An 18053-nucleotide genomic window follows, 5' to 3' on the forward strand; every position below is an offset into this window, starting at 1 on the left:
CGCAAGGAGGCTTTTTTTTACCTGAGGATCAGCTCCGTGGGAGCTGGCGGGGCTTACCGTCGCTATCCACTGCCACGTAGATGAACAGGGCCTCCGTCGCCTTATAGCGCTGACCAATCGGTTCAGAAGAGACTTTTTTCACCCATACTTCAATGTTAATGGAGATAGACGTATTGCCGCGTTTTACGCAGCGTGCGTAACAGCACACCACGTCCCCCACCGCGACGGGGCGCAGGAAGGTCATGCCATCGACCCGGACGGTTACCACGCGCCCGTGTGCAATCTCTTTTGCCAGGATTGCACCGCCCATATCCATCTGCGACATTAACCAGCCGCCAAAAATATCGCCATTGGCATTCGTATCCGCAGGCATTGCCAGTGTGCGTAAAACCAGTTCGCCCTGTGGGGCGTCATTTGTTGTCATTGTTTTTAAACTCGTAACTGAAGACTTCAGGCGGGATGCTACTATGATTTCTGGCTGGAGAGAATAGGGTTAGCGCCCGCAGCGCGGGCGCCTGAAGGTCAGAAGGACATGGTTACGCCAGCGTAATAGGCGCGGCCCGGTTCGTTATAGGTAGATGCACCGTCATTTTCACGGTAAATCTGCTTGTCAAAGAGGTTGCTGATGCCGGCATTCAGGCGCAGGTTTTTGGTCAGCTGATAGTTACTGCCGATACCCACGATGGAATACGCGCCGATCTCTCTGTTGGACATCGCATTTTCCTCTTTGCGGATTTCAGCGTTTTCTCTGGGCTTCTGGCGGCCGTACATCGTCCAGCTTACGTTGGCTGAAAGCTTGCTGTTAACCTCCCAGTCCAGCATGGTGTTGACGGTATATTTGGGGATAATCGACAGCGGATTACCGGTGTCTTTACTTTCAGACTGAATCATATACGTCGCATTAGTACGCCAGGTTAGCGTGTCGCGAATAACAGGGACGGTGAGGTTGCCTTCCAGACCTTCAACAACGGCCTTACCGCCGTTCTCCCATTGCAGGATATTTGCGCCGCTGCTTGTCTGCCCCAGCACATCCGTTCCTGAAACGATCTTGTTTTTGTAATCATTGCGGAACCAGGTAATTCCAGCCTCGTAGCCTTCCAGGGCAAAGGCCAGGCCGATCTCTTTGTTCACGCTGATTTCCGGATCCAGATCCGGGTTACCTAACAGATAACAGCTTCCTTCGGAAACGTTATTCGGGCAGCCATTACCGCGGGTGGAAAGCAGATAGCCTTCGCTGGATTGATACAAGTTTGGCGCTTTAAATACCCGAGCGATACCCGCTTTAACCTTGAACATGTCACCCAAATCCTGAGAGAGGTTCAGGCTCGGACTCCAGTTGCTGCCAAACTGATTGTGATAATCAAAGCGGAGCCCTGGGATCAGGTTGGTGCCCTGACGCGCTTCAATATTGTCCTCAAGATAGATGCCGGTGAGGTCAGCGCTGTTTTTGCTGTTGCGCTCAGAAGCCGTGCCGGGAACGCCGTTAATCACTTCTCCCGACACATTTGTCGACTGCATTGAGGCCGGATCGTTCAGTTCATCACGGTTCCATTCTGCACCCACGGTTAGCGTCTGTTCGACCAGCCAGAAGAAAGGAATGTTCAGTTCACCCGTTGAACGGTATGACTCCAGCCGGCTGGTATCGTATTTATCGCTATTGATCATCCCTTCAACTTTGCCCGTAGAGCCTTCTTCCAGTCGGGTGTTGTTGGTCTTTTCATAATAAACCCCGAACTTTGACTGACCCCAGTCCCAGATGCCGTTGTGCGTAATGCCATAAGACTGGCGGTACATTCGGTTGGTTTCGTGTCCATACAGGGACGACACCAGACCGTCAGGGCTGACGTTGCTGTTGCTGTATTGAGTATCACCCGCGTAGATATTGCCCTGGCGGCTGTAGCTGTAGTCGAAATCGATAATCTGCTGTGGCGTGAGTTTCCAGGAGAGCAGGGCATTAATGTCCTTGTTACGTACGCCCTCTCGCCCAGCGGCGTAAGAGCCGTTTTGCGCGGTGTTGATGTCCTGAGCATCTGCGTCGGTTTTGTTGATGTTCCCGTACAGGCGCATCGTTAACGCATCGCCCGCGAGGGGGCCGCTCAGATCAAAATTAGCGCGTTTCGTCGCCCCCTCTTTATCATTTTCAGGCTGGTTAGTGTACAGGGAGAGGGAGCCGTGCCAGTCGTTGGACGGGCGTTTGGTAATGATGTTGACGACGCCGCCGGCAGCCCCCGAACCATAGCGGGCGGCAGCTGGTCCCCGGAGCACTTCAATACGCTCAACCATCTCTGGCGGAACCCAGTTGGTGTCCCCGCGGGTGTCGCGCTCCCCGCGCCAGCTGTAGCGCACCGAGTTACGTGACGTCACCGGCACACCGTCAATCAGAATCAGCGTGTTCTCTGGCCCCATACCGCGGATGTCGATCTGACGGTTGTTACCACGACTGCCTGTCGCGCTGTTTCCGGTGAGGTAACCCCGGGCATTTTGCGAATAATTTCCGAAAGATCGTTAACCGGTGGATCCTTTTCTATGTCCTTTGCCGTGATGATGGAAACCCCCGGCTGTTGCTTTAGGGCCTCTTCAGCGGTTGCCTGAACGACCATTGTTTCACCATCGGCGAGAGGATCTTCCGCTGCGTGCGCGCTCTGGTATAGCGTTGAAAAAATGGCGAGCGTAAGTGTAGCCGGGGCAAATCTTATTATGTTATTCATCAACTCATTTCCATTTGTTAAAAATGCGATGAAGAATATTAATGATAGTGATTCTCATTACAATAAAGCGACAGCAATCTCCATAAAATCTTCATGATTCAGACATTTTCGCAGGAAGGTTGTGGAGAAAAGGGAAGGCGGGAAAAGAGGCCAGACCGCGTGACGATCTGGCCAGAAGGATCAGTGCTTGTCATCCTGCGGCATGTGGCGATAAATATAAACGCCGCTGAGCAGGGTGAAGATAAGGGTCAGCGCCGTCAGGCCAAACACCTTGAAGTTGACCCAGATATTCTGCGGCAGCCAGAATGCGATATAGATATTCGCCAGACCACACAGAATAAAAAATAGCGCCCAGGCGATATTCAGACGCCCCCACACAGCCTGCGGCAGCGTCAGTTCTTTCCCCAGCATGCGCTGGATCAGCGGCTTCTTCATCACCCACTGGCTGATGAGCAGCGCGCCCGCAAACAGGCCGTAAATCACTGTGACCTTCCATTTGATAAATTCATCATTGTGGAAGAACAACGTCAGACCACCAAACACCGCCACCATCAGGAAAGTGATGAGCGCCATCTTTTCAACTTTGCGATAGCGAACCCAGCTGTAAATCAGCACCACAGCCGTTGCCACAATCAACGCCAGCGTGCCGGCATAGATGTCGTACAACTTATAAAAAGCGAAAAATACGATCAGCGGTAAAAAATCAAGAAACTGCTTCATTCTGCGATCCCGGTTACTGACGAATTAACATGTACAGGCGGAACAAATAGACCAGCAGTACAGCTGAAATCAGATTGCTCAGCGTATTGGCGACAACCGCGCCGACGTTTGGCGTTAATACCGCAAAATTCGGCGCAAACAGCAACAGTAGAGTCTTGGCCAGCAACCAGCTGATAACGGCCGGGGCGACCAGACGCATATTCGCCCACGCGAGCCTTATACTGCTGCGCATGGCGGTGAAAATACCCATTTTGTCCTGCACAACCATTACTGGCGCAAATGAAAGCACGATAGCCAGCAGCACGCCCGGAACGACAACCAACATTATCCCCATCTGGACCAGCAGCGTGGTCAGGAAGATGAGGATAAACAGTTTCGGCAGCACCGGAGCACTGGCCCCGATGGCACGTAACGCGCTGACGCGTTGGCCGGCAGACACCAGCTGGATCATCAGCAACACGCCACCTGCCAGAATGGCGTTGCCGATTAGCCCCGAGAAGGTAGATGCCGCAGATGCACGCAGCAAGATTTGCTGTTGCTCTGGCGTCATATTCTGCACAAGGTCAAATAACCCTGCGCTGCCTGCAAGATGATCCCCCTGGCTCAGCGAGGCAATCTGTTCATCACTGGGTGAGAACGCATGACCCAGCACCACCGTAATGAAGGCGCACAACAACGCGATCAGTAAAAAAGTAACGAACTGATTGCGGAAAAAATTTCCCGTGTCACGGTAGACAGACTTCGCCGTGATAGACATGCACTCTCCTTGAGTATTGCAGGTGTTAATTAGCCGGCAATTGTACACCGGATAACACGCTGGTGGCAGCATCAAGGCTTGTATGGAAAAGCATATCTTTGTAAAGCGGCGGTAATCCATAGCGGGCGCGGGCGCGATTGCATGCCTCATTGACCTGTCCATCCTCTCCTGACATCGCGAAAGTGCGGCACGGGCTGGGGCGATCCGCGTAAATGGAACAGCGGGTGGATACCCCAGGTTCACCTTGCAGTGCCACACAGCGGCTCTGTTTTTGGTTGGTGCCGCGCATGCAACGCAGGAAAGGGGTCAAGGGTTCAGTGAGATCAACCGGAACGGTGCCGCCGCCATCGCTGGCTTCAGCCCAGTAGAAAGAGACTCGAAAATACGCACAACAGGCTCCGCACGTCATGCACGGGTTATGATCACTCATGGCACACCTGCAAAAGTAGAACGCATCAAATCAGATTGTGAGAGCGATAAATTATCCAGCCGCTACAGGAAGCGCAAGAGAGGAAAAACAGAAAATTTTTTAACTATGAAATGCCAAAAATTGACGCGGTAACAACTTATTGCTTTATGAGGCGTCACCAAAAATTAACCTAGATCAATGAATGTTAACTTACTGGTTTTAATGTGATCTGTGTTAGATCACTTATTACTCATTTGTGAGTATATTCTCCTCCGCAATTAAAACCACAACGATGGAGCGGATATGAAAAAATTAGCGGTGGCAGCCCTTATCTTAAGCAGTCTCTCTGGCGGCGCGTACGCGCATGAAGCAGGTGAATTCTTTATTCGTGCCGGTTCGGCAACGGTGCGTCCAACGGAAGGTTCCGACAATGTACTGGGTATGGGCGGGTTTAACGTTAGCAATAACACCCAGTTAGGCCTGACATTCACGTATATGGCTACGGATAACATTGGCGTTGAGCTTCTGGCCGCCACGCCATTCCGTCACCGCGTCGGTTTAGGGCCGACCGGGGACATTGCTACGGTGCACCATTTACCACCAACCCTGATGGCGCAGTGGTACTTCGGCGATTCCAGCAGCAAGTTACGCCCTTATATTGGTGCAGGCGTTAACTACACCACCTTCTTTGATGAGAAATTTAACGATACCGGTAAAGAGGCTGGGCTATCCGATCTCAGCCTGAAAGACTCGTGGGGCATAGCGGGGCAGGTTGGTCTGGATTATCTGATTAACCGTGACTGGCTGATCAACGCCTCGGTCTGGTATATGGACATTGATACGGATGTGCGCTTTAAAGCTAGCGGTGAGCAGCAGAGTATCAGTACCCGTCTGGATCCGTGGGTATTTATGTTCTCAGCGGGTTACCGTTTCTGACAGAAGATATATCCCCGGTCAGCCGGGGATTGCTGTATGGTGGTTGTTCCACATACCTGGCTGGAGGGGATATCCCCAACATCAAATTTGAGTGTCCTGTTTGTGCAGGTAAACAGTTTCAGTTCACGACGTTCAGCCCAGCACATAGCCTACCTCACGGTGCTATCTGTTCCGTTTGCGGAACACGTCTCACCACTCATTCATGCCTGCCGAAACTCAGACGACGACGGTGGCCAAAGCCAGTAAACTAGATAAGGCCTCTGAGAGGCCTTTTTCGACCGTGAAATCACTTCTGAATTAAATAACGAATCGTTGGTCCGTCCTGCTGGATATCCAGCACGGTATAGCCGTGATTTTTGGCATCAAGCGGAATGTTATTGATCGACTGGGGGCAATCGCTCACCACTTCCAGAATTTCACCTTTCTTAAGCTGCGGTAACGCCTCAAGCGTGGCAACGGCCGGGTAAGGGCAGGGTTCACCCACCATATCGAGACGATAATCAGGCACGATCTCTTTCATGCGGCATTCTCCTGAGTTTCAGTTTTGACGGTGGCACGCCGGAAGAAGCGCTTTTCTTGCGCAATAACCAGTAAGAAGGCGATAAGCAGCAGGGCGTAGGTCACCATGAGCCCCCCGAGTGGACCAAAGGTATTCAGCAAATTGACCCTGTCCCAGTTGGTTGCCAGTACTGGAGAGACGTCATCCCAGTAGTACGCCAGGAGGGTTGAGCCAATCACGTTACCCAGACCAACCCACCAGTAATGCACCTGGCCTTCCACGGCGCGATACATCCAGCCAGTTTCGCACCCGCCCGCCAGTACGATGCCAAAACCAAACAGCAGCCCGCCAATGACCGCATTAGGACCGGCCCACATGATTTTCGGCTCAACGCCGAGCTGAACATAGCTAAAGATCCCGATCGCGCTCACGGCCATCCCGGCAATAATGGCTTTCGCCATCATGGTACGTCCGGTGATCCACATATCGCGAAACGCGGAGGTAAAGCAGATCTGCGCGCGTTCAATCAGCAGACCAAAGCCGACGCCGAACAGCATGGCCAGACCGAGTTTGGGCTGATTCATCGCCGTGCAAATCGCCCAGGCAACCATAGCAAAAAAGACCAGCATACCGAGGCGGAAGCGACGACGCGCCTGATCGGGTTTTTGCGTTAACGGAGATGCAGCGCTAACTTTCGTCATTTTCACCGGAATGCGGAACAGTGGCAGCAGGGTGAACTTTGCACCGAAATATGAGCCTATGGCGGTGGCGACGGCAAAGAACCAGGCATGCAGCGAAAACTGCGGAATACCGGTAAAGAACGCGGCCAGATTACAGCCCATCGCCAGGCGGGCGCCAAACCCGGCAATGATACCGCCGACTACGGCCTGCATAATGCGGATGCGGCTTTTCGGCATGCGCAACTTAACGTTGTTGGCCCACAGCGCGGCCGCAAAACATCCGCCAAACATGCCAATGATCATCATCCCGTCGATGCGGGTCAGCGGTGTGCCCTCAAGATGGATCAGTTTGAAGTAACCCCACTCTTCGGCATGAATGCCTGCCGCGATAACGGCCGGAACAGGTGACCAGAACTTAACCAGGTAAGTCTGTTTGAAGGAATGCCAGGACATGAATAACCTCTGAACTCAGAAGGGTAACGCTAAAAAGAGCCCAGATCATACGCTTACGCGAAAGTTTGAAAAGTCATTCACACCGAAAATATCGACAGGATCAATTTTGACCTGCTTCTTTCAGGAAGAGATAAGGGAAAACCGCCTGACGCCGGGGCCAGACGGTGTTAACGGTTACGCCTTGTGTGTGGCCGCTTTCATGGATGTGACGAATGCGTGTAACTCAGCCAGCATCTGCTCTGGCTTATCCACATTCTTCTCGATGATTTTCACGATAGCCGAACCGGAAATGGCCCCGGCGGCTTTCGCGTCAATCGCCGCAGTAACCTGATCCGGAGAGGAAATCCCAAAGCCCTGAAGCGGCGGTGCAGCATGGTATTCTGCCAGCTTCTCCACCAGATGATGCAGCGGCAGCGCGGCTTTGTTTTCCGCACCGGTGACGCCCGCACGGGAGAGCAGGTAGGTGTAACCCCGTCCGTAAGAGGCAATCTGGCGCAACAGATCGTCATCGGCATTCGGTGGACAGATGAAAATCGGCGCGACGTTGTGGCGCATCGCCGCCTGACGGAACGGCGCAGACTCTTCAACGGGCACGTCAGCCACCAGCACGGAGTCAACGCCCACGCGGGCGCACTCTGCGTAAAACGCATCAATACCGCGGCTGAACACCAGGTTGGCGTACATCAGCAGGCCGATCGGAATGGTCGGGTGCTTCTGGCGGATCGCCGCCAGCATTTCGAAGCACTGGCCCGGCGTCACGCCCGCAGCAAACGCGCGAAGCGTCGCGTTCTGGATGGTCGGGCCATCCGCCAGCGGATCGGAGAACGGAATCCCCAATTCCAGCGCGTCGGCACCGGCGTCAATCAGGGTATCGATAATCTTCAGCGACAGCTCCGGACCGGGGTCGCCCAGCGTCACGAAGGGAACGAAAGCGCCTTCCTGGCGGGCTTTCAGTTGTGCAAATGCGTTGTCGTAGCGTTCCATCAGATTTCCCCTCGTGCTTTCAGAATATCGTGAACGGTGAAAATATCTTTGTCACCGCGACCGGAAAGGTTTACCACCAGCAGTTGCTCTTTTTCCGGGTTTTCCTTCATCATTTTCAGCGCGTGTGCCAGCGCGTGGGAAGACTCCAGCGCCGGGATGATCCCTTCATTGCGGCACAGGGTTTTGAAGGCCTCCAGCGCTTCGTCATCAGTGATGGAGACATAATCCGCGCGGCCGGTGCTGTTGAGGAACGCGTGCTGCGGCCCTACGGACGGGAAATCCAGCCCGGCTGAAATTGAGTAAGACTCCTCAATCTGCCCTTCATCGGTCTGCATCATCGGGGCCTTCATGCCGAAATAGATCCCCACGCGGCCATGCTTCAGCGGCGCACCGTGCTCACCCGTTTCAATGCCGTGGCCGGCAGGCTCAACGCCAATCAGCCCAACGCTGGTTTCGTCGATAAAATCGGCAAACATGCCGATGGCGTTAGATCCGCCGCCAACGCAGGCGATCACCGCATCCGGCAGGCGACCCTCTTTTTCGAGGATCTGCGCTTTAGTCTCTTCACCGATCATGCGCTGGAATTCACGCACGATGGTCGGGAACGGGTGCGGGCCTGCCGCGGTACCGAGCATATAGTGGGCGGTTTCGTAGCTGCCAGACCAGTCGCGCAGCGCTTCATTACAGGCATCTTTCAGCGTGGCAGAACCGCTGTGCACCGGGATCACTTCCGCCCCCATCAGACGCATACGGAACACGTTTGGCGACTGGCGCTCAACGTCCTTCGCCCCCATGTAAATGCGGCATTTCAGGCCGAGCAGGGCGCTGGCGAGCGCTGAGGCCACACCGTGCTGCCCCGCGCCGGTTTCGGCGATGATTTCGGTTTTACCCATCCGCTTCGCGAGCAGCGCCTGGCCCAGCACCTGGTTAGTTTTATGCGCGCCACCGTGCAGCAAATCTTCACGCTTAAGATACAGCGTAGTTTTAGTGCCTTCGGTCAGGTTGCGGCACTTTGTCAGCGCCGTCGGACGACCGGCGTAGTTTTTCAGCAGGTCAGTAAACTCCGCCTGAAACGCCGGATCTTTCTGCGCGCTCACGAACGCTTCTTCCAGCTGGCGCAGCGCGGGCATCAGGATTTGTGGGACGTACATCCCACCAAACTCACCAAAATACGGGTTAAGTAATGTCGTCATCTTCTCTTCCTTAATATGCACGCAGAGTTTTAAATACCGATGCCAGCTTGCTGGCGTCTTTTATGCCCGGTTGGGACTCTACGCCTGAATTGAAATCGAGGCCGGCGCAGCCGGTTTTGGCTGCTTCCACACAGTTATCGGGGCTTAATCCCCCCGCCAGCAGGACATTGTCCAGCACTTCACCACGCAGCAGTGACCAGTCGAAACGCTGCCCCGTACCGCCCTGGCCGTTGTCGAGCACGTATTTATCAACATGCGTAAGGTTACGCGCGGGCAGGATGGCGCCAACGCTTTGCGCTTTCCAGATCTGAACCTGAGGTGCCAGAACATGTCGCAGTGCATCGATGTATGTCTGATCTTCATCGCCATGTAGCTGAACCGCGCTCAGGGATAACGCGTCCGCTTTCGCCGCAACGTCGTTAATATCCGCATTGCGGAACACGCCCACGTAGCTCAGTGGCGCAGCCGCAATCACCTTGCGCGCCTGTTCTTCATTAACGGCGCGAGGAGAGGACTCAACAAAGATCAGACCACCATAGATTGCGCCCGCCTCATACGCCGCCTGCGCATCCTGTTCACGGGTCAGGCCGCAAACTTTGTTCTCACCCAGCAGCACGCGGCGCACGGCCGCATTAAGATCGTCGTGTTCCATCATCGCGGAACCGATCAGGAAACCGTTGGCAAAGTGGCTGAGTTCGCGCACCTGAGCGTAGCTGTTGATTCCGGATTCGCTGATCACCGTGACGCCCGCACCCAGACGCGGCGCAAGCTGGCGCGTACGGTTGAGGTCAATCGACAGGTCGCGCAGGTCGCGGTTGTTAATGCCGACCACTTTGGCTTCCAGCGCGATGGCGCGCTCCAGCTCCTCTTCGTTGCTCACTTCGGTAAGCACGCCCATATTCAGGCTGTGCGCGACGGCGGAGAGCTGGCGATACTGTTCGTCATCCAGCACGGAGAGCATCAGCAGGCAGGCATCGGCCTGGTAAAAGCGCGCCAGCCAGATCTGATACGGGTCGATAATAAAGTCTTTGCACAGAATCGGCTGCGGCGCGATGCCGCTGACTACGGGCAGAAAATCGAAGCTGCCCTGGAAATATTTCTCATCCGTCAGCACAGAAATGGCAGACGCATGATGCTTGTAGATACCGGCAATACGCGCCGGGTCGAAATCGTCACGGATCACGCCTTTGGACGGAGACGCTTTTTTACACTCCAGAATAAACGCGGTACGCGCGCCCTGGAGGGCATCATAGAAACGACGGCTGCTCGGAACGACGTCATTCTGAAAACTGGCGAGCGGCTGCTGTTGCTTACGGGCTTCCACCCAGATGGCCTTATCGGCGACGATTTTCGCTAAAACGGTCTGCATTATTTACCCTCTTGCCGCAAGTGCGGTAACGCGATCGTAAGCTGCACCGGAGCGCAGTACGTCCAGAACTTTTTGGGCGTTGGCTTTCAGATCTTCCTCGCCATGTAAACGCATCAGCATGGCTACGTTGGCCGCCACGGCGGCCTCATGGGCGGCCTCACCTTTACCTTGTAATAAGCGCGTGAGAATGTCACGGTTTTCTTCCGGCGTGCCGCCCGCCAGGGCGTCCTGATGGTACGGGGTCAACCCGAAATCAGCGGCCTCAAGCTGATAGTTCAGCACTTCGCCGTTATTCAGTTCGGCCACCAGCGTGGGCGCATGCAGGGAAACTTCATCCATCCCGCCGCTGTGTACCACGGCGGCGCGTTGGTAACCGAGGACGCGCAGCGTCTCCGCAATCGGCAGGACCAGCTCCGGACTGTAAACGCCAATCAGCGCCAGCGGCGGGTGCGCCGGGTTAATGAGTGGACCGAGCACATTAAACAGCGTCCGGGTTTTAAGCTGCTGGCGAACGGGCATCGCGTGGCGGAAACCGGTGTGATACTTCGGCGCAAACAGGAAACAGACGCCCAGGTCATCCAGCGCTTCACGGGAACGCTCGGCGTTCATGTCCAGGTTGATACCGAAAGCCGCCAGCAGGTCGGACGATCCGGAACGGCTGGACACGCTGCGGTTGCCGTGCTTCGCCACTTTCAGTCCGCATGCCGCCGCCACAAAGGCGCTGGCGGTCGAAATATTGATGCTGTTGCTGCCGTCGCCACCGGTCCCAACGATATCGGCAAACGGATAGTCCGGGCGCGGGAACGGGGCGGCATTTTCCAGCAGCGCGGTTGCCGCACCGGCGATCTCCTGCGGGCTTTCGCCGCGCACTTTCATGCTCACCAGCGCAGCGGCCAGCTGCTCAGGCTTCAGCTCGCCGCGCACGACGGCGGAGAAAAGCTGGTGGCTCTCCTGCTGGCTCAGGGTCTGGGCCTGATACAGTTTTTCCAGAATCGGTTGCAGGGTGTTGGTCTGCTCCAGCTTTTGCAGCGCCCAGTTGAGCGTTTGCTCCAGCAGGCGCGCGCCGTTAGACGTCAGGATAGATTCCGGGTGGAACTGCATCCCGCAGACGCGATCCGCATCGTGACGCACCGCCATCACCATCCCTTCAAACGAGGCGTTAATCGTCAGCCCGGCCGGAATATTGCTGCCGACCAGTGAGTGGTAACGCGCCACCGGAAGCGGGTTCGGCAGACCGGCAAACATCGCCTGACCGTCATGTTCAATGCTTGACGCTTTACCATGCAGGATCTCCCCCGCCTGACCCACGTAACCACCGTAGGCTTCGACAATCGCCTGATGGCCGAGGCAGATGCCGATAATCGGCAGCTTGCCGCGCATACGGGTCAACAGCTCAGGCATACAGCCCGCTTCGCTCGGTGCGCCTGGCCCCGGGGAGAGCATCAGCACCGGGTTTTGCATGGTCGCCAGACGGTCAATCAGCGTCTGGGCCGGAACGTGGTTGCGATAGATGACGACGTTGTGCCCATTCGCACGCAGCTGATCTGCCAGGTTGTAGGTAAAGGAGTCGATATTATCGAGCAGCAGAATGTCAGCCATCAGAAAATCTCCTGTGCATGGTGTGCGGTAGCAATGGCGCGCAGTACCGCGCGCGCTTTACTGCGGGTTTCGTCGGCTTCCGACTGCGGAACAGAATCCAGCACAATCCCGGCCCCGGCCTGGACGGTAGCAATGCCGTCCTCAACGTAGGCGGAGCGAATCACGATGCAGGTATCGAGGTCACCGTGAGCGGTGAAATAGCCCACCGCGCCACCGTAGCTGCCGCGACGGCGGCCTTCAGCTTCGGCAATCAGCTGCATGGCGCGGACTTTCGGCGCGCCGCTCAACGTGCCCATGTTCATGCAGGCGCGGTAGGCGTGCAGGACGTCGAGGTCGTGGCGCAGCTCACCCACCACGCGGGATACCAGATGCATGACGAAGGAGTAGCGGTCGACTTTGGTCAGGTCTGCCACATAGCGGCTGCCCGGCGTACAAATACGCGCCAGGTCGTTACGTGCCAGGTCAACCAGCATCAGGTGTTCGGAGAGCTCTTTGTGGTCGGTACGCATTTCCAGTTCGATGCGGCTGTCGAGATCGCGGTCCAGGGAGCCATCGGCACGACGGCCGCGTGGACGGGTGCCCGCTATCGGGTAGATCTCAATCTGGCGGCTGGTGGCGTCGTACTTGAGGGAGCTTTCCGGTGACGCGCCGAACAGGGTGAAATCATTGTCCTGCATAAAGAACATGTACGGGCTTGGGTTGCTCTTTTTCAGCACATCGTAAGCCGCCAGCGGCGACGGGCAGGGCAGTGAAAAGCGACGGGACGGCACCACCTGGAAAATCTCCCCGGCACGAATCGCTTTTTGCATCTGACGCACCACCGCGCCGTACTGATCGTCGGTCTGACTCACCTCGCAGGTCATCTTTTCAACACGCTGCACCGGGAGCGCGGGCGGTGCTTCTGACATCTGCTGTTGCAGTTGGCCGATGCGCTGCGCGAGGCGATTTTTCTCAGACACAGATGGCGTGAACAGGCTGGCCTGAATGCGGGTGTATTTTTTCTGATGGTCGATCACCATCAGGGTTTCGGCCAGGTAGAAGCAGTAGTCCGGGCAGCGGTTACCCTGCTCGGTTTCCGGTAAATCTTCAAAGCCAGCAACCAGGTCGTAAGCAAACAGCCCGCCAAAGAACATTGCTTCGCGCTCATCTTCCGGCACTTTGACCAGATTTTGCAGCAGGCGGAAGGCGTCGAAAACGGAGAGTGAGCAGAGGCGGGCATCTTCATCCAGCAACTGGCTTACCGGCGGGAAATGCAGAATTCGCAGGTCCGGATGACGCTCATTTTCAATACCTGAAGGCAGAGCCGCATCCAGCAGCGGCAGCAGCGACGCGCCATTCTCGGATAACGCCTTAATAGTGACAGTGTCACCCGATGCGGTAATGCGCAGCGCGCTGTCAACCAGCAGCAGGCTTTTGAGATCGTCCTTGCTGTCGATATCAGCAGATTCCAGCAGCAGCGTCGCAGGACGTGCACCGCACACCTGATGAAAGAGCGCGGTAGGGTTATGGCGATAGGCCGCCTCGCAGGTCAGCAGTTCGAGGTGGGGTTTGGCTGTTTGCATGTTGTTATTCTCATATTCTGTTCAAAAAAAAGCCCGCTTGGGAGCGGGCCGGGTATCTGTTTGCTTTTCGCAGACGCGTGACACTGCCCGAAGATCAGGAAGTACGCCACCAACCGTGCAGAGCGAAATGTGCTGTCATTTTCAGATACCTTTCTCGTGTGAACTTGCGTACTAGTTAACTAGTTCGATGGCGTGTTGTCAACCCCTGATTTCAGTATTTCGCGGTAAGTCGGTATCATAGGTGCTTCGGATGTCTCCAGACTGTTATGGGAAGTGCTTTGAGCGATACCACCTACGCCGTAATTTATGATTTACACAGCCATACGCAGGCTTCAGATGGCTTGCTGACGCCCGAAGCCCTGGTCCATCGCGCCGTTGAAATGCGTGTCGGCACGCTGGCAATAACCGATCACGACACAACAGACGCCATCCCCGCCGCGCGCGCCGAGATTGCCCGAAGCGGGCTGGCGCTAAATCTGGTGCCCGGGGTCGAGATCTCCACGCTCTGGGAAAACCACGAAATTCATATCGTTGGCCTGAATATTGATACAGAACATCCGGCAATGTGCGCATTTTTGCAAGAACAAAAAGCACGACGCAATCAACGCGCGGAGTTGATAGGCGAACGTCTTGAGAAGGCGCATATCCCCGGTGCGCTGGAAGGCGCGCGCAAGCTGGCGAACGGTGGGGCGGTCACGCGCGGCCATTTCGCCCGTTTTCTGGTTGACGCCGGTAAAGCGACGACCATGGCGAATGTGTTTAAAAAGTATCTGGCTCGCGGGAAAACCGGATACGTTCCTCCCCAGTGGTGTACAATAAAACAAGCTATTGATGTGATTCATCATTCTGGTGGTAAGGCCGTATTGGCCCATCCGGGGCGGTATAATCTTTCTGCTAAATGGCTGAAAAGGCTGCTGGCCCACTTTGCCGAATCCGGCGGTGAGGCGATGGAAGTTGCCCAGTGTCAGCAGGCACCCAATGAGCGTTCGCAGCTCGCGACCTACGCCCGTCAGTTTGGCCTGCTTGGGTCACAGGGTTCAGATTTCCATCAGCCCTGCGCGTGGATTGAACTGGGGCGCAAGCTCTGGTTACCCGCTGGCGTTGAGCCCGTCTGGCAGCTCTGGGAACAGCCACAGCAAATTGAAGAGAGGGAAGTATGAGTCAGTTTTTCTATATCCATCCGGATAACCCACAGCCACGTCTGATTAATCAGGCTGTGGAAATCGTCCGTAAAGGTGGCGTTATTGTCTACCCAACCGATTCTGGCTACGCGCTGGGCTGTAAAATCGAGGATAAAGGGGCGATGGAGCGCATCTGTCGCATCCGCCAGCTGCCGGACGGCCACAACTTCACCCTAATGTGTCGCGATCTCTCTGAGCTGTCGACCTATGCGTATGTCGACAACGTGGCCTTTCGCCTGATCAAAAACAACACGCCGGGAAACTACACCTTCATTCTGAAAGGGACAAAAGAGGTGCCGCGTCGTCTGTTGCAGGAAAAACGTAAAACCATCGGCATGCGCGTGCCGTCGAACCCGATTGCCCAGGCGCTGCTGGAAACCCTCGGCGAGCCGATGCTGTCTACCTCGCTGATGCTGCCGGGCAGTGAGTTTACCGAGTCCGACCCGGAAGAGATCAAAGATCGTCTGGAGAAAGTGGTGGAGCTGATTATTCATGGCGGCTATCTAGGCCAGCAACCGACCACCGTGGTGGATCTCACCGAAGACGCGCCAGAAGTGATTCGTGAAGGCGTGGGCGATGTTAAGCCTTTCTTGTAAGGGTGTAAGCAGATATACTACGCGGCCATCAAAGCAGGGCGCCGCCCTGTTTTTGACCTGATTCGACGCCTGTGAAGGCGACACCTGAGGAAGCTCAATGAGCGAGAAGTTACAGAAAGTGCTGGCGCGTGCCGGCCACGGTTCGCGCCGTGAAATCGAAGCCATTATTGAAGCAGGCCGCGTGAGTGTGGACGGTAAAATCGCCACGCTCGGTGACCGCGTTGAAATCGTACCGGGGCTGAAGATCCGCATTGACGGCCATCTTATCTCCGTGAAAGAGTCTGCTGAACAGATCTGCCGCGTACTGGCTTACTACAAGCCGGAAGGCGAACTGTGTACCCGCAACGATCCGGAAGGCCGCCCGACGGTGTTCGACCGTCTGCCAAAACTGCGTGGCGCCCGCTGGATTGCCGTAGGGCGTCTGGACGTGAATACCTGTGGCCTGCTGCTGTTCACCACCGATGGTGAACTGGCAAACCGCCTGATGCACCCGAGTCGTGAAGTGGAGCGTGAATACGCCGTTCGTGTTTTCGGCCAGGTTGATGAGAACAAACTGCGCGATCTGTCGCGTGGCGTTCAGCTGGAAGACGGCCCAGCGGCGTTCAAAACCATCAAGTTTACCGGTGGTGAAGGCATTAACCAGTGGTACAACGTTACCCTGACAGAGGGACGTAACCGCGAGGTGCGTCGTCTGTGGGAAGCGGTCGGTGTCCAGGTAAGCCGTTTGATTCGTGTCCGCTATGGCGACATCCTGCTGCCGAAAGGCCTGCCACGTGGCGGCTATACCGAGCTGGATCTGACGCAAACTAACTACCTGCGCGATCTGGTTGGCCTGACGCCAGAAACCACATCGAAAGTGGCGGTAGAGAAAGATCGTCGTCGTATGAAGGCGAACCAGATCCGCCGTGCGGTTAAACGTCACAGCCAGGTTAGCAGCAATCGCCGCTCTGGCAGCCGTAATAACAATGGTTAATCTAAAAGCCCGGTGAATATACCGGGCTTTTTTCTTCAGTAATCAATCCCTATTTGCGCTTTGATACCCGCATCGAACGCATGCTTAACCGGACGCAGTTCGCTGACGGTATCGGCCAGCTCCAGAATGTCCCGATGACACCCGCGCCCCGTGACGATCGCCGTCTGGTGTGCAGGGCGGTTCCTGAGGGCCTCCAGCACGGCTTCCAGCGGCAGGTAGTCATAGGCCACCATATAGGTGATCTCATCCAGCAACACCATGTTCAGCGACGGGTCAGAGAGCATTCTTTTGGCATGCTCCCAGACGGCGAGGCAGGCTGCGGTATCTGTTTCCCGGTTCTGGGTATCCCAGGTAAAACCGGTCGCCATCACCTGAAACTCAACACCTTGCGGTTCGAGCAGATTACGCTCGCCGTTGGGCCATTCACCCTTGATAAACTGGATCACGCCCACTTTCTGACCGTGCCCGACTGCGCGGGTGGCGGTACCGAATGCGGCGGTGGTTTTGCCTTTGCCGTTGCCGGTGAACACGATGAGGATCCCGCGCTCGTCCTGAGCGGCCGCCACGCGTGCATCAACCTGTTCTTTCAGACGCTGCTGGCGCTGCTGATGACGGTCTTCACTCATTGCGATATCCCCGGTTTGCGGCCTGGCTGAGCATCGAATGTCATTCCGGTTTTACGACGGCTGTCGTCACCCATTAGCCACAGGTAAAGAGGCATAATATCGGCCGGGGTTTTTAGCTTTTGCGGATCTTCTGTCGGGAACGCGCTGGCACGCATTTTAGTGCGCGTACCGCCAGGGTTAATACAGTTAACCCGCAGATGGCGGTTTTGATACTCTTCGGCCAGCACCTGCATCATTCCTTCGGTGGCAAATTTTGAGGCGGCGTAAGCCCCCCAGTTCGCACGACCCTGACGCCCCACGCTGGAGGAGGTAAACACCAGCGAACCGGAATCTGAGTTAAGTAATAAAGGAAGCAAGGCCTGGGTCAGGAAAAACGTCCCGTTGACGTTAACCTGCATCACCTGCTGCCAAATCTCCGGATCCTGTTCATCCATCGGGCGCACTTCGCCCAGTAACCCCGCGTTGTGCAGTACGCCGTCCAGACGCGAATAATGCGTACTAATGCGCTGGGCAAGGGCCTGACATGACGCTGACGTACAGGTCAGCAGATCGAGCGTATACCAGGGCGTGGGGGTACCGCCGGCGTTTTCGATTTCACGGGCAACGGCTTTGAGCTTTTCTTCATTACGTCCCAGCAGAATAAGGCTCGCACCGTATTCAGAATAAGTCAGCGCCGCTTCGCGACCAATCCCGTCGCTGGCACCGGTAACCAGAATGATGCGGTTCTGTAGAAGGTTTTTTTGTGGCTGATAATGCACGGTGGCTCCTCAGGCGCATTGGGCGTGACTTGCACCTTTATTTATGACTT

18 protein-coding genes, 1 pseudogene and 1 other annotated feature are annotated in these 18053 nt (G+C 55.8%); of the genes and pseudogenes, 4 read left to right on the plus strand and 15 right to left on the minus strand.

Annotation, left to right across the window (positions count from 1 at the left end):
- Nucleotides 1–28: 28 nt before the first annotated feature.
- From yciA to ACOT0L_RS06725, 5 genes and pseudogenes are all read right to left on the minus strand, one after another.
- The gene (gene yciA, locus ACOT0L_RS06705; RefSeq protein ID WP_022648341.1) at nt 29–424 is read right to left on the minus strand and encodes an acyl-CoA thioester hydrolase YciA; all 396 of its coding nucleotides are present in this window, start codon (nt 422–424) and stop codon (nt 29–31) included.
- 98 nt (nt 425–522) lie between these two features.
- Nucleotides 523–2708: pseudogene (locus tag ACOT0L_RS06710) on the minus strand (TonB-dependent siderophore receptor).
- Between the two features lie 180 nt (nt 2709–2888).
- On the minus strand, nt 2889–3428 hold the full coding sequence (locus ACOT0L_RS06715; protein ID WP_003856762.1) for a septation protein A: 540 nt from the start codon (nt 3426–3428) through the stop codon (nt 2889–2891).
- A 13-nt stretch (nt 3429–3441) separates the two neighbouring features.
- On the minus strand, nt 3442–4185 hold the full coding sequence (locus tag ACOT0L_RS06720; protein WP_023300270.1) for a YciC family protein: 744 nt from the start codon (nt 4183–4185) through the stop codon (nt 3442–3444).
- Between the two features lie 25 nt (nt 4186–4210).
- Entirely contained in the window at nt 4211–4615 is a 405-nt protein-coding gene (locus ACOT0L_RS06725) for a YkgJ family cysteine cluster protein (RefSeq protein WP_017384228.1), read from the minus strand.
- Between the two features lie 282 nt (nt 4616–4897).
- Here ACOT0L_RS06725 and ompW point away from each other — a divergent pair, with 282 nt between their 5' ends.
- The gene (gene ompW / locus ACOT0L_RS06730) at nt 4898–5530 is read left to right on the plus strand and encodes an outer membrane protein OmpW (RefSeq protein WP_126290896.1); all 633 of its coding nucleotides are present in this window, start codon (nt 4898–4900) and stop codon (nt 5528–5530) included.
- 286 nt (nt 5531–5816) lie between these two features.
- Here the strand turns inward: ompW and yedF are convergent, their stop codons facing one another.
- The 8 genes from yedF to trpL form a co-directional block, all read right to left on the minus strand.
- On the minus strand, nt 5817–6050 hold the full coding sequence (gene yedF / locus ACOT0L_RS06735; protein ID WP_003856774.1) for a sulfurtransferase-like selenium metabolism protein YedF: 234 nt from the start codon (nt 6048–6050) through the stop codon (nt 5817–5819).
- Entirely contained in the window at nt 6047–7162 is a 1116-nt protein-coding gene (gene yedE, locus ACOT0L_RS06740; RefSeq protein ID WP_126502870.1) for a selenium metabolism membrane protein YedE/FdhT, read from the minus strand. The genes yedF and yedE overlap by 4 nt, the downstream gene beginning before the upstream one ends.
- Nucleotides 7163–7336: 174 nt before the next feature.
- Nucleotides 7337–8146 carry a tryptophan synthase subunit alpha gene (gene trpA / locus ACOT0L_RS06745; protein WP_022648335.1) on the minus strand — a complete coding sequence of 270 codons (810 nt, stop codon included), beginning with the start codon at nt 8144–8146 and terminating at the stop codon, nt 7337–7339.
- Entirely contained in the window at nt 8146–9339 is a 1194-nt protein-coding gene (trpB, locus tag ACOT0L_RS06750; protein WP_003856780.1) for a tryptophan synthase subunit beta, read from the minus strand. Before trpB ends, trpA begins: the two co-directional genes overlap by 1 nt.
- Nucleotides 9340–9349: 10 nt before the next feature.
- Nucleotides 9350–10708, minus strand: coding sequence for a bifunctional indole-3-glycerol-phosphate synthase TrpC/phosphoribosylanthranilate isomerase TrpF (gene trpCF, locus ACOT0L_RS06755; RefSeq protein ID WP_032624116.1), 1359 nt, complete (start codon nt 10706–10708; stop codon nt 9350–9352).
- Between the two features lie 3 nt (nt 10709–10711).
- Nucleotides 10712–12307, minus strand: a complete 1596-nt coding sequence (gene trpD / locus ACOT0L_RS06760) for a bifunctional anthranilate synthase glutamate amidotransferase component TrpG/anthranilate phosphoribosyltransferase TrpD (protein WP_022648332.1) — start codon at nt 12305–12307, stop codon at nt 10712–10714.
- On the minus strand, nt 12307–13869 hold the full coding sequence (locus ACOT0L_RS06765) for an anthranilate synthase component 1 (protein ID WP_063841848.1): 1563 nt from the start codon (nt 13867–13869) through the stop codon (nt 12307–12309). The genes trpD and ACOT0L_RS06765 overlap by 1 nt, the downstream gene beginning before the upstream one ends.
- 23 nt (nt 13870–13892) lie before the next feature.
- Nucleotides 13893–13987, minus strand: a sequence feature (Trp leader region).
- The gene (trpL, locus tag ACOT0L_RS06770) at nt 13964–14008 is read right to left on the minus strand and encodes a trp operon leader peptide (RefSeq protein WP_071524153.1); all 45 of its coding nucleotides are present in this window, start codon (nt 14006–14008) and stop codon (nt 13964–13966) included. (Overlaps the previous feature by 24 nt.)
- A gap of 139 nt (nt 14009–14147) precedes the next feature.
- Here trpL and rnm point away from each other — a divergent pair, with 139 nt between their 5' ends.
- The 3 genes from rnm to rluB all read left to right on the plus strand — a co-directional run bounded on the left by rnm (nt 14148) and on the right by rluB (nt 16619).
- Complete coding sequence (gene rnm, locus ACOT0L_RS06775) at nt 14148–15029, plus strand: RNase RNM (protein ID WP_032622438.1); 882 nt, start codon at nt 14148–14150, stop codon at nt 15027–15029.
- Nucleotides 15026–15646, plus strand: coding sequence for an L-threonylcarbamoyladenylate synthase (locus ACOT0L_RS06780; protein WP_003856793.1), 621 nt, complete (start codon nt 15026–15028; stop codon nt 15644–15646). Before rnm ends, ACOT0L_RS06780 begins: the two co-directional genes overlap by 4 nt.
- A 97-nt stretch (nt 15647–15743) precedes the next feature.
- Nucleotides 15744–16619: a 23S rRNA pseudouridine(2605) synthase RluB gene (gene rluB / locus ACOT0L_RS06785; RefSeq protein ID WP_003856794.1), complete on the plus strand. Its 876-nt coding sequence runs from the start codon at nt 15744–15746 to the stop codon at nt 16617–16619.
- 35 nt (nt 16620–16654) lie between these two features.
- Here rluB and cobO read toward each other — a convergent pair whose 3' ends face one another.
- Both cobO and ACOT0L_RS06795 read right to left on the minus strand, forming a co-directional pair.
- On the minus strand, nt 16655–17245 hold the full coding sequence (gene cobO, locus ACOT0L_RS06790; RefSeq protein ID WP_045308895.1) for a cob(I)yrinic acid a,c-diamide adenosyltransferase: 591 nt from the start codon (nt 17243–17245) through the stop codon (nt 16655–16657).
- Nucleotides 17242–18003: a YciK family oxidoreductase gene (locus tag ACOT0L_RS06795; RefSeq protein ID WP_022648324.1), complete on the minus strand. Its 762-nt coding sequence runs from the start codon at nt 18001–18003 to the stop codon at nt 17242–17244. Before ACOT0L_RS06795 ends, cobO begins: the two co-directional genes overlap by 4 nt.
- Nucleotides 18004–18053: the final 50 nt, after the last annotated feature.

The organism is Enterobacter cloacae complex sp. XAL002, assembly GCF_049236805.1.
GTDB lineage: Bacteria > Pseudomonadota > Gammaproteobacteria > Enterobacterales > Enterobacteriaceae > Enterobacter > Enterobacter intestinihominis.

Coding starts and splice junctions, on each gene's coding strand:
- yciA (WP_022648341.1), bottom strand. CDS start 424: ATGACAACAAATGACGCCCCACAGGGCGAACTGGTTTTACGCACACTG.
- ACOT0L_RS06715 (WP_003856762.1), bottom strand. CDS start 3,428: ATGAAGCAGTTTCTTGATTTTTTACCGCTGATCGTATTTTTCGCTTTT.
- ACOT0L_RS06720 (WP_023300270.1), bottom strand. CDS start 4,185: ATGTCTATCACGGCGAAGTCTGTCTACCGTGACACGGGAAATTTTTTC.
- ACOT0L_RS06725 (WP_017384228.1), bottom strand. CDS start 4,615: ATGAGTGATCATAACCCGTGCATGACGTGCGGAGCCTGTTGTGCGTAT.
- ompW (WP_126290896.1), top strand. CDS start 4,898: ATGAAAAAATTAGCGGTGGCAGCCCTTATCTTAAGCAGTCTCTCTGGC.
- yedF (WP_003856774.1), bottom strand. CDS start 6,050: ATGAAAGAGATCGTGCCTGATTATCGTCTCGATATGGTGGGTGAACCC.
- yedE (WP_126502870.1), bottom strand. CDS start 7,162: ATGTCCTGGCATTCCTTCAAACAGACTTACCTGGTTAAGTTCTGGTCA.
- trpA (WP_022648335.1), bottom strand. CDS start 8,146: ATGGAACGCTACGACAACGCATTTGCACAACTGAAAGCCCGCCAGGAA.
- trpB (WP_003856780.1), bottom strand. CDS start 9,339: ATGACGACATTACTTAACCCGTATTTTGGTGAGTTTGGTGGGATGTAC.
- trpCF (WP_032624116.1), bottom strand. CDS start 10,708: ATGCAGACCGTTTTAGCGAAAATCGTCGCCGATAAGGCCATCTGGGTG.
- trpD (WP_022648332.1), bottom strand. CDS start 12,307: ATGGCTGACATTCTGCTGCTCGATAATATCGACTCCTTTACCTACAAC.
- ACOT0L_RS06765 (WP_063841848.1), bottom strand. CDS start 13,869: ATGCAAACAGCCAAACCCCACCTCGAACTGCTGACCTGCGAGGCGGCC.
- ACOT0L_RS06780 (WP_003856793.1), top strand. CDS start 15,026: ATGAGTCAGTTTTTCTATATCCATCCGGATAACCCACAGCCACGTCTG.
- rluB (WP_003856794.1), top strand. CDS start 15,744: ATGAGCGAGAAGTTACAGAAAGTGCTGGCGCGTGCCGGCCACGGTTCG.
- cobO (WP_045308895.1), bottom strand. CDS start 17,245: ATGAGTGAAGACCGTCATCAGCAGCGCCAGCAGCGTCTGAAAGAACAG.